We start from the raw sequence: 9,215 nt of genomic DNA, 5'->3' as shown, positions 1-9,215 counted from the left end.
ATATCGATATCAGCGATATAGCGAATAAGAATTCGCGTTGTGGCCTCACTTTGTACTTGCTGAGCTTGAAAATATTCTCGCCCTTGATAAGGCATGATCGCTGCACGTACTTTTGTCGCATGATCCGTCCAAATCACATCACTGCCACTGATGGCATCGGGCGCCAATACTGATTTTTGAATATTAATGGTGTGGCGTAATCGTCCTGCTCGCATAAAACCTCCTACAACCCATAAATCTGGTAAGGTTGAAGTAGTGCAGTGACCGCAAAAGGTTGTGTAGAAAAAGCTTGCCCCGAAATCACCCCCTCACGATTTTCATACCATTGCGCAATTAATAAGAGCATTGCCGCAATCACGTCATCCGTTAAGAATAAGAAATCGGGATCTTCTTGTGCTTTATCCATCTCCTGTGTTTTATGTAATGTTCGACGCGTGTAATTTTCAACATATTTCACGGCGGAACCGATATACAGCGTCAATAAATTATCGTCATCCGTAAAATCAGGATCGATATTGCAATGCTGCTTCACCAATTCGAGAGAAAGCATTATTTCTCCTTTTTCGCCTTAATATTTCTTTTCGGTTCAGGTTCAATAACAAGATGTGCTTCTTCCTGTTCTTTGGCATAGCCTTTTTGGATTAACTCCCGTCCATGTTGCTCTAAGGTATCAATCTGCTCACCTTCAAGCACCACTCGTCCCTCAAAATAAATGGCTCGTAAGATGACTAATTTCATATCACCTCCAAAGAAAAAGCGGCCATAAAGACCGCCTTAGTTACATTAATCACTTGACGTTGCTACCGTAAAATCACCGTAAACAAAGGCTTCCGGGCGTTTGATCGCCAAAGCAAGACGCTCTTCACAACGGATAGAGATCATGTTTTTCTCAAAATCATCGGCGTTTTCCGTTGAAATCACCACATTCGTTTCTTCGCGATCAAAGAGCTGTGCACCCGCATTAAATGCCCCTGTTAAGAATTTCCCTTTAAACGCGGGGGTTTCTGTTGCCACAACCGGTAATCCCCATAAAGTCGGCCCTGTTAATGCGGAAGGATTAGCCAAAATATAGCGCCCCAAAGAGTCTTTGGTTAGTTCAATTTTCGCCCAGTCAATAAAGTGTAAAACGTGACCAGAAGCAGGGAAACGCGCCAATTGAGCTTGAAGCATGGCAAGCCGTAAATCATCGATACCGTTTTGTTTTTCAACCGTAAAGGAGGCTTTATATTGAGTGGCTTGTGGGATAATGCCGTGCAAATGAGCCCCAGAGCCATCACCAAATAAAATTTCTTGCTCTTCAACAAACTTCAATCCATAACGCATTTCTGCATCAATCAACGACTGCAACTGAGAAAAATCATCTAAGATTTGTTTAGACGCTTTAAACATATGAGCAATCGTCGTCACTGGCGTGATTTTAGTCGCAAAGGCAATGTCGCTATACGGCTTAGTGGTATTTTCAGGCGCAACCGCCGCCTTGTTGGTAAACCCCGTTTGCTGAACCCAGAAAATGGCGGGAGATTGCGTTTTACCTGACGCAATTAAGTCACGAATAAAAAGTCGTTGTTTCGGTGCAACATCGATACCCGACAAACGTTGTGGTTCAACCACACCTTCGGCAACGCCCGTAGATGTTAATGCTGCTTGAACAGGAATTGAAACACGTTTGCCCCCTTGAATGCTGGAATTGATCTCTTTTAATACTTCAGCCGAGATCACTTGTTGACCAACACTTTTTACAACCAGCACCGCATTATTGAGTGGCATTTGCGCAACATGTTGTTCTAAATCCCCTAATGCGGCTTTCAGTGTTTTTTCAGATTCGCGTAGCGCATTTAGCTCGGTTGCCATTTTATCTACGGCATGTTTCGTTTCTTCACTTAATCCACCCACTTTCTGCGCTTCTTTTAACGCTTCTTCAGCTTTGGCATTAAAATGCTGATTGGCTTCTTCAATTTTTGCCGATAGGTTTTTTAATAATTCATTTGTCTCTGACATAGTCACTCCAATTACTTAACGCAGGCAAAGGCGGTCACCGCCTCCTCCAATTTTGACAGGATTTCAGGATTAATATCGCAGGTAGCGCTTGGCATACCATTAGATTGGGAAGTAGCGCTCGGCGTACTTCGGGTTAATGCACTAATTAGTTTTCGTCGTTCAGCACGAGGTGTGTTGGTTTTGGCAAGTAGCGCATCCAGTTTTCGGATCGCGGCTTGGGGACTTTCATCACCTTCGTCAATCACATCGGCAGAAAGTAGGCTGTCCGCAAATCCCTTTTCTATCGCTTCACTCGCACTGATATATGTTTCGTTGTCCATCATCTGACTCACCACGTCACTCGATTGCCCACTGCGTGCCACATAGATATCGGTCATCGAGGCATCAAAAGGGGCGAGATCATGAGCAAGTTTTGCAAAGTCGTGACGATTTCCTACCCCCATTGCCCAACAGTTATGGATCATTAAAAAGGCACCACGCCCCATTTTTATTTCATCCCCTGCCATCGCAATAATGGACGCAGCGGAAGCGGCAATGCCCAAAATATTGACCGTTACCTTGCCACTGTGAACACGAAGCAAGTTATAAATGGCCAACCCTTCAAACATATCGCCCCCTGGACTATTGAGGTTAACGACAATATCTTGCTCACCAATGGCACGAAGCGCGGCGGAAATCCGTTTAGCGGTGACACCTTCACCCCAATAATCTTCTCCAACGACGTCCAATATCGAAATCGAGTTATCCGCACTAGATGCCCGAATACGGCTATTCCATTTATCCAGTGCTTTGGGTTTCAGCTCATAGCGAATCGATGCGCAGGGGCGATCCTCCAGCGCGACTGGCAACTGATTTTTTTTCATAACGATGACTCCTCGGGACGAGGTGGATTGGATTGAGATGGGGTTACAGGTTCACCTTCAGGAAATAACCAATTAGTGATCTGTGCTTTGAGCTTTTCAGCTTCATTGTTCGTGATGTCTTTTCCGAGCTGATCCAGTGGCGTTAAATTAAGCTGAACCGTATAAATATCGCCCCCTTCAATAGGTGGTAAATTCTCTAACCGTCGAACATCATTTCGGCTCATCCAGCCATTTTGTAACGCTGTTGTGTAATAAGCTGAACGTCCTGCACTGTCTGCACGTAATAAGCCCTCAACAGAAAATTCCGCATAATAATCATCATCACTGTCGAGTAAACAACGATTAATTTCTTGCTCAATATTGACCAATAAGGGACGTAGTGTATTAGTCAAAAACTGCATATTCATCCCTTCCACACTGGATGCCCAACTACTTTGCTTATCGGCATGCCCCACCATAAAAGGCGGAACGCGAAACCAACGGCAAATTTCCTCAATGCTAAATCCACGACTTTGTAATAATTGCGCAGTTTCAGGGTTCATGGTGACATTTTGATAAGACAAATCCGCTTCAAGGATCATCACCTTTCCAGCATTTTTTGAGCCGGTAAACGTCATTAAATGCTTTCTTAGGCGTTCTCGTTGATCGGCTTTCAAGGCATTCTTTGACGTTAATAATCCACTGGTTTGTAACCCATTTTCAAACACTTTTCCGGCCGCTTCATCCGTCGATAACGCGGTACCAATCACATCACGCCCAATCTGGATCGGTATCATTCCGCACACACCGTCCATACCAAACCCTCGAATATGCATCATATTTTTAACGGGAATAACCCGTTTATTCGATTTAGGCGTGGTATAGGTATATGCTAACTGCCCATTTTCCAATCGTTTCACCGTCATGTTTTGAGGTAATAACGGTTGAAGTGAAACCAACTTTTTCCCGATATAACATTTTTCAATAAACGCATTTCCTCTTAAACATAAGCTGGCAACAACCATCAACATAAAACGAGAAGGCGTCATTTCTGCATTGGGTTTTCGGCATAATACGGTGTAAGCGGGATGATGTTTCGCCAGTTCGCGCGAGCCATCCGCCTTCGTTTGATAGATTTTCAATGGCAATGTCGAAATAGATTCACTGAGTAACCGAACGCAAGACCATACCGCAGACAGCTGTAATGCATTATCTGCGGTGACCACCTTGCCACTGCTACTCTTTCCAATCCATTCTTCCCAAAAGGCGCCATCAGTTAAACTAATGGGTATCCCCATCCAATTGAGGATCGCCGATTTTATTCGGCTCTTTTTTTTCACGTTACGCATTTAGATCCCCACAATAATTGGGTTATCAAAGAAACCATCAATATCCCCTTCATCCTCGAATTCCCCTTCAGAAGCCCCAATCGCCATTGCAGAGGCCACCACTCCATCAATTCGACCCGTGCTTTTTTTCTTGGCAAAGACGCGGTTATCTTTTTGGTCAGCCTCAAGCACAGCGGATGCGGCATTCCATCTCAAACAAGGATTGGCGTGGATCTCAATCTTCTTGTCATCAATGAGCTGTTCAAACAGTTCGATAGAGTGTGGCATCCACAGCCCTGAATCTTTGGCTTTGTAAAATCCTTGTCCATGTTGGATTAAGGGAACCGTCACCCCCACTTCATCGAGTTTGGGTACAAGGTATTTAATGCGATAAGGGTCAAAGGCAATGGCTCTCATGTTGACGTGCATCGCCATCTCAGCAATGCGTTCTGCCACAAATTCATACCTTACCGCATTCCCTGGCGTGGTATGCATAAAGCCTTGCCTTACCCATAAGTCGTAAGGCACTCGGTCGGTTTTTGCTCTATCCAATAAGGTGTCTTTGGGTGTCCAAAATTCGACATAAAGACGTTTAAGGCGAGGAAAATACAAGGCTAATGCCGTTAAATCTTTGGTTCCCGATAAATCTAATCCGCCATAACACTCTTCACCTTGAAGATCATCGAAGGTGAACGTGTTTTCACACTGCATCCATGTTTCACTGTTAATCCACGGATTATCGGCATCCACCCACTGACAAAAATTAAGCCGACGCACAATGCTTTCTTTCGCGGGCATACCTCGGGCTTGTGTCACTTGCTCGCGTAAATAGCGATCAGAAAAGGTGTAGCCCAATGACGGATTGGCTTTCCCCCAGCAAGACTCATCCTTAAAGGGATCATCGCCCTCATCCAGTGAACAAATATAGGAAAAGAAACTGTCGTCTTCGATAGTGCCTTCGGCGACTTTTCGTCCGTATTCATGATAGTCATAACACACGCTGGTTTTATCATGGCCACTATTGGTGATCATAAATATCAAGGCTTGTCGCCGACCTTTAGTACCCGCTCGCATCATCTCAACGGCAGTATTATTTTTATGCTCATGAATTTCATCAATCAACGCACAATGGGGACGAGGCCCTGATTGCCCATCATCTGAGCTAATCGGGCGAAAGAATGAACTCGTTTTCAAATAAGCCAAGTTCCACTCTTTACCTGTTCCGCCTGATTTGGTGATCCGCTGACTTAATGCGGGAGATTGATCAACCATCGCCACCGCATCACGAAACAAAATCATGGCTTGGTCTTTTTTCGTGGCTGCCGCATACACTTCGGCACGCGGTTCACTGTCGGCGACTAAACAATACAACCCAACGCCACCTGCCATCGGGGATTTTCCTGAACCTTTACCTGATTCAACGTACACCATGCGAAATCGGCGTGTGCCGTCTGTCATTTTCCAGCCAAAAATAGAGCCAATCACAAAGCATTGCCAAGGCAATAAAATAAACGGTTTCCCTTCATGCTCCCCGCCATTGAGCTTTAAGACTTTCGCGAAAAAGTCGATCACCCTTTTGACAGCCTCAACATCCCAGACTAATCCCCGTTGCTCGGCTTCATTTAAGTCTTTGAGATGACGTGCACATGCATGACGAATATCAGGCCCCGCTAAGATTTTGCCTTGATGCACGTCTTGCGCGTATTGCGTTGCCGGATCAACCGAAATATTGGTTGAGCGGATCTTCCTCTTCTTCTCCACCATCCATCTTCACCTTCGAACGAGCGGCGGGGGTTAAACCAAACTCGACTAAATAACTTTTAAAAAGACCGTCTTTTTTGTCCAACATGGCAACCGCTGGATTCGCTTTAATTAAAAAATCCCCTAATTGCGTTTTTGTGGTGTATGTCTTACCTTCAATGGCAATGGTGTCTCGCAATTGAAGAATATCGGCGTAGATATCACACAGCCGTTCTAATGCCAGCGTGTCAGCCACGGTTAAAACGCCCATCCCATCGAGTATTAAGGTTAATTTTGCCCACGCCATTTTCCCCCAATCCGTTAAATGTTCGGGTGGGCTTGGTATTTCACGTTTGGGTTGGGGTTCTTTATCGTTGAGTTTTCGTTTTCCCGGATTACCGGTGACCACCTTCAAGTGGGTCGGTTTCGGGCGTCTTCCTGCCATCGGAACCTCCCAGAAAAAAACTTTTCATTTCGCGGTTGTGCACACAAATGAGGGCGCTAGGTAATCAGGGCGAAAGTGTCTGAACTTTTACCCCGCCCCCACCCTGTATTCATTGTGTTATTGATGCCAATGAGAATTGGGATCGAGTGGAATACCATCCGCATTACAGCCAATGACTTTGCCACTCTTTTCGATACGTTGTTTGGTCGAGTTATGATGCAGTTCGCATAAGCTTTGAAAGTTATTTTTATCCCAGAATAAAGCTTGGGCTTTTGCGATACGTTCTTTATCACCTGATTCAAGCGCTTCTTTAAGACGATGCGGAATAATGTGGTCAACTACTGTGGCCGCAGTAATGCGCCCTTGCTCTTGGCACATGACACAGAGCGGATGTTCATTAAGAAACGCTAATCGTACCTTTGCCCAGCGACCACCATAGACATTGCGTTTTTTCATGTTTTGTTTCTGACAACATCAGCTTCTATTGATGATTGCTTATTGCAGGTAATAATTCCTTTGAATATAACGTCACTAGACGTACTAAAACCTAAAGAATTATCGCTACTAATAACATAATGTTCATAATCAGCCTTATCCGCCCATTGATTATGAGTGGTTGCTAGTGTGATGATAGTTTGATTTATTTTATGTATTTTTTTTAGCAATTTAGCTGGCTTATCAATACTATTTAAATCGATGATTTTTGTGTTTCTTGGATCTGTATAAGGAAATTGCCCTGAATGACAAATCGCTATGAATTCTTTATATAGGTTGCTTCTCTCTTCAATTAGCTGCGATATTTCTTTTTGCAAGTAAACACAATGACCTATTGCCTCATAATTAATCTGTTTGTTTGACATAATAAACTCCAATAAAAAAGCCATTAGGGCCTATTCATCGTTAGATATTAATTAAATCAATATCCTCAATTTTAAGGAACGCTATTCAATACCAGGAATATAGATTTGAGCTTCTTTAAGAATTCGTTCCCTCGCTGTTAGTAGTAACTGCTTTCTACCACCAACTCCCCAGTTAGCCATCGTTCTTGCACAGTTACTTATATTTTTAGTTTCGGTATTAATGACATGATCTAGCTTGTTCAACTTAGACATGACATCTAATCCCTTCCTCGTAGCCTCTTTAAACGTGTTGTAGACAAGGATTTCAAATTCTGGCTTTAACCAAGCTGCATATCTAATAACGACTAACTCTAAAGCCCAAGTTCCCTGGTTGAGTCCACCTTTAATCACTTTAACCGATGCACTTTTTGTTGCATCGCTTAAAGCGTGAACAAATCGCCTTACTTGACGACTTTTCAAAAATGCACCAGGCCTTTGTGATTCCGTTGCTTTACCATCCGCAACAGCGGCCGCATGAAGATCATTTAAATTATATCTACCTTCACTATCAACACGGACAGACACACCATTAATACTTACTCTTGGATATTGCATAACGTATTACCTTCATTTGAAATGAACCCTCGTTCACATAGAAAATCAGCCCGTCGAAGCTCGCCAGCTATAACTGACTTTCTCGAAGGCTCATATCAAAGTGATTGGATTCGACGTTTTTGAATTGCTCTGTGAATGAGCGATGAAATGCGTATAAAAAAAGCCACCAGCGGTTAACTGATGGCTATCCATATACGTCACTAAATAAATGACGTTTGTAGAATTAAATATATTGATGTCTCTCCATCGTCACGCCCCTTCTTCTACCTACAGCTGACGTTGCTGATAATGACCGAAAAATAACAAAACGGTGGTATTCGTTGTTTTTGACTCTCACTATGCGCTCTCTATCGAGAAATAAAATAGGTCATGGCTAACATAGGAGACGGCGACAACGCGACGCTTTCTATTTCTATTGGCATTGAAATAAGAGTAGCGGTATGATTTATAGGTATTTATTTTTCGCTTAAATTTAGCCCCACGGTAAACTCAAACTCGCAGGGTTATTTTATTTGTATTCAATAGTTAATTAAAAAAACAATTGAAAGTATTCAATTCGCTTATTTGCTTAACAAAGCGATACTGAATTAATATCACTATATTCCTCTTGAGAAGTTCTTTATTTAATTTTGTCCATGCGTGATGCTGGAACTTATTTTTCATCTCTAATGTGAGAAGCCTCACACAAATAATAAATTTAACTCATATTTCTTCTTTATATAAAAATAAGTTGAATATTTTTACTAATATTAAAAGTTACTAAAGTAAAAATTTATTTACTCTTTTATTTTATCCCATTTTATTTTTATTAATAGTGATTAGTCTAATGGACAAAATTTACATTGCATCATCTAAAATTATTTCTGTTGCTTACGATTATCAAACTAAAATGCTAGAAATCGACTGTAAACATGGAGAACAATATCGATATAAGGAAGTACCATTCAGTATTTACCAAGGTTTAATGGCATCAAATTCTAAAGAAAAATTTTTTCATGCCATGATTGAACATAAATACTCTTATAATTAAATAACCTTATAGTTACCATTTAATATTATTATTCTTATTTTTATCACAAAAAATATCTTTTTTAAAAGAAAACAAAAACACAAATAAGAATCATTCCATCTGACTTATTAAAACTATTTAGCAAATTAATGTTAAGTATATTGTAACCACTTATTAAAATAATATTTTTGCCGCACTATAGGTATATTCACTTATAAGTGCTATCTTTATTAGGATTGATATTTTTTCGACAAATTTCAGTTTTGCCCTCGTACTCTACGTAGGGCTTTTTTTTAGTTCACACACTCCACTCTAATGTAATTCTGCAACCCTTTAATCATTTGCTCTGACTCTGCAATTCGTTCTCTGAGTAACCAATAATTTCGGAGAGCGGTGTCA

Annotated in this window: 13 protein-coding genes; 1 reads left to right on the top strand and 12 read right to left on the bottom strand. The window is 41.8% G+C overall.

Annotated features, from left to right (window positions below; translation table 11 throughout):
- The 11 genes from ACNART_RS17665 to ACNART_RS17615 form a co-directional block, all read right to left on the bottom strand.
- On the bottom strand, positions 1-215 hold a 215-nt coding region (locus tag ACNART_RS17665), incomplete at its 3' end, for a phage head closure protein (RefSeq protein ID WP_416303665.1).
- A gap of 8 nt (positions 216-223) precedes the next feature.
- Positions 224-550, bottom strand: coding sequence for a head-tail connector protein (locus ACNART_RS17660; RefSeq protein WP_416303664.1), 327 nt, complete (start codon positions 548-550; stop codon positions 224-226).
- Positions 550-738 carry a hypothetical protein gene (locus ACNART_RS17655; protein WP_099073699.1) on the bottom strand — a complete coding sequence of 63 codons (189 nt, stop codon included), beginning with the start codon at positions 736-738 and terminating at the stop codon, positions 550-552. Before ACNART_RS17655 ends, ACNART_RS17660 begins: the two co-directional genes overlap by 1 nt.
- Positions 739-783: 45 nt before the next feature.
- On the bottom strand, positions 784-1,998 hold the full coding sequence (locus ACNART_RS17650; RefSeq protein ID WP_160230286.1) for a phage major capsid protein: 1,215 nt from the start codon (positions 1,996-1,998) through the stop codon (positions 784-786).
- 11 nt (positions 1,999-2,009) lie between these two features.
- On the bottom strand, positions 2,010-2,861 hold the full coding sequence (locus tag ACNART_RS17645) for a head maturation protease, ClpP-related (RefSeq protein ID WP_196568626.1): 852 nt from the start codon (positions 2,859-2,861) through the stop codon (positions 2,010-2,012).
- Complete coding sequence (locus ACNART_RS17640) at positions 2,858-4,189, bottom strand: phage portal protein (RefSeq protein ID WP_116672759.1); 1,332 nt, start codon at positions 4,187-4,189, stop codon at positions 2,858-2,860. The genes ACNART_RS17645 and ACNART_RS17640 overlap by 4 nt, the downstream gene beginning before the upstream one ends.
- Positions 4,190-5,932: a terminase large subunit gene (locus ACNART_RS17635; RefSeq protein WP_099073838.1), complete on the bottom strand. Its 1,743-nt coding sequence runs from the start codon at positions 5,930-5,932 to the stop codon at positions 4,190-4,192.
- Complete coding sequence (locus tag ACNART_RS17630) at positions 5,886-6,353, bottom strand: phage terminase small subunit P27 family (protein ID WP_036937618.1); 468 nt, start codon at positions 6,351-6,353, stop codon at positions 5,886-5,888. Before ACNART_RS17630 ends, ACNART_RS17635 begins: the two co-directional genes overlap by 47 nt.
- 117 nt (positions 6,354-6,470) lie before the next feature.
- Entirely contained in the window at positions 6,471-6,809 is a 339-nt protein-coding gene (locus ACNART_RS17625; RefSeq protein ID WP_036937620.1) for an HNH endonuclease, read from the bottom strand.
- A complete protein-coding gene (locus ACNART_RS17620) occupies positions 6,806-7,213 on the bottom strand; it encodes a hypothetical protein (protein WP_036976739.1) in 408 nt (135 codons plus the stop codon). Before ACNART_RS17620 ends, ACNART_RS17625 begins: the two co-directional genes overlap by 4 nt.
- A gap of 81 nt (positions 7,214-7,294) precedes the next feature.
- Positions 7,295-7,807, bottom strand: coding sequence for a KilA-N domain-containing protein (locus ACNART_RS17615; protein ID WP_036937622.1), 513 nt, complete (start codon positions 7,805-7,807; stop codon positions 7,295-7,297).
- Positions 7,808-8,633: 826 nt separating this feature from the next.
- Here ACNART_RS17615 and ACNART_RS17610 point away from each other — a divergent pair.
- Positions 8,634-8,837, top strand: a complete 204-nt coding sequence (locus tag ACNART_RS17610) for a KTSC domain-containing protein (protein WP_115286937.1) — start codon at positions 8,634-8,636, stop codon at positions 8,835-8,837.
- 272 nt (positions 8,838-9,109) lie between these two features.
- On the opposite strand, the gene ACNART_RS17605 is transcribed toward ACNART_RS17610, so the two are convergent.
- Positions 9,110-9,215, bottom strand: a 106-nt coding sequence (locus ACNART_RS17605) for a lysis system i-spanin subunit Rz (RefSeq protein ID WP_416303666.1), incomplete at its 5' end; no start/stop codon positions are given.

It is taken from the genome of Proteus sp. LHD240705 (assembly GCF_047921555.1).
In the GTDB taxonomy this organism is placed as follows: Bacteria; Pseudomonadota; Gammaproteobacteria; order Enterobacterales; family Enterobacteriaceae; genus Proteus.
The sequence above is the reverse complement of the archived record's forward strand: the minus strand, read 5'-3'. Positions and strand labels throughout refer to the sequence as shown.

Excerpts from the sequence above, each read along its gene's own strand:
- ACNART_RS17630 (WP_036937618.1), bottom strand. The coding sequence starts at position 6,353 with ATGGCAGGAAGACGCCCGAAACCGACCCACTTGAAGGTGGTCACCGGT.
- ACNART_RS17655 (WP_099073699.1), bottom strand. The coding sequence starts at position 738 with ATGAAATTAGTCATCTTACGAGCCATTTATTTTGAGGGACGAGTGGTG.
- ACNART_RS17625 (WP_036937620.1), bottom strand. The coding sequence starts at position 6,809 with ATGAAAAAACGCAATGTCTATGGTGGTCGCTGGGCAAAGGTACGATTA.
- ACNART_RS17615 (WP_036937622.1), bottom strand. The coding sequence starts at position 7,807 with ATGCAATATCCAAGAGTAAGTATTAATGGTGTGTCTGTCCGTGTTGAT.
- ACNART_RS17610 (WP_115286937.1), top strand. The coding sequence starts at position 8,634 with ATGGACAAAATTTACATTGCATCATCTAAAATTATTTCTGTTGCTTAC.
- ACNART_RS17620 (WP_036976739.1), bottom strand. The coding sequence starts at position 7,213 with ATGTCAAACAAACAGATTAATTATGAGGCAATAGGTCATTGTGTTTAC.
- ACNART_RS17650 (WP_160230286.1), bottom strand. The coding sequence starts at position 1,998 with ATGTCAGAGACAAATGAATTATTAAAAAACCTATCGGCAAAAATTGAA.
- ACNART_RS17635 (WP_099073838.1), bottom strand. The coding sequence starts at position 5,932 with ATGGTGGAGAAGAAGAGGAAGATCCGCTCAACCAATATTTCGGTTGAT.
- ACNART_RS17645 (WP_196568626.1), bottom strand. The coding sequence starts at position 2,861 with ATGAAAAAAAATCAGTTGCCAGTCGCGCTGGAGGATCGCCCCTGCGCA.
- ACNART_RS17640 (WP_116672759.1), bottom strand. The coding sequence starts at position 4,189 with ATGCGTAACGTGAAAAAAAAGAGCCGAATAAAATCGGCGATCCTCAAT.
- ACNART_RS17660 (WP_416303664.1), bottom strand. The coding sequence starts at position 550 with ATGCTTTCTCTCGAATTGGTGAAGCAGCATTGCAATATCGATCCTGAT.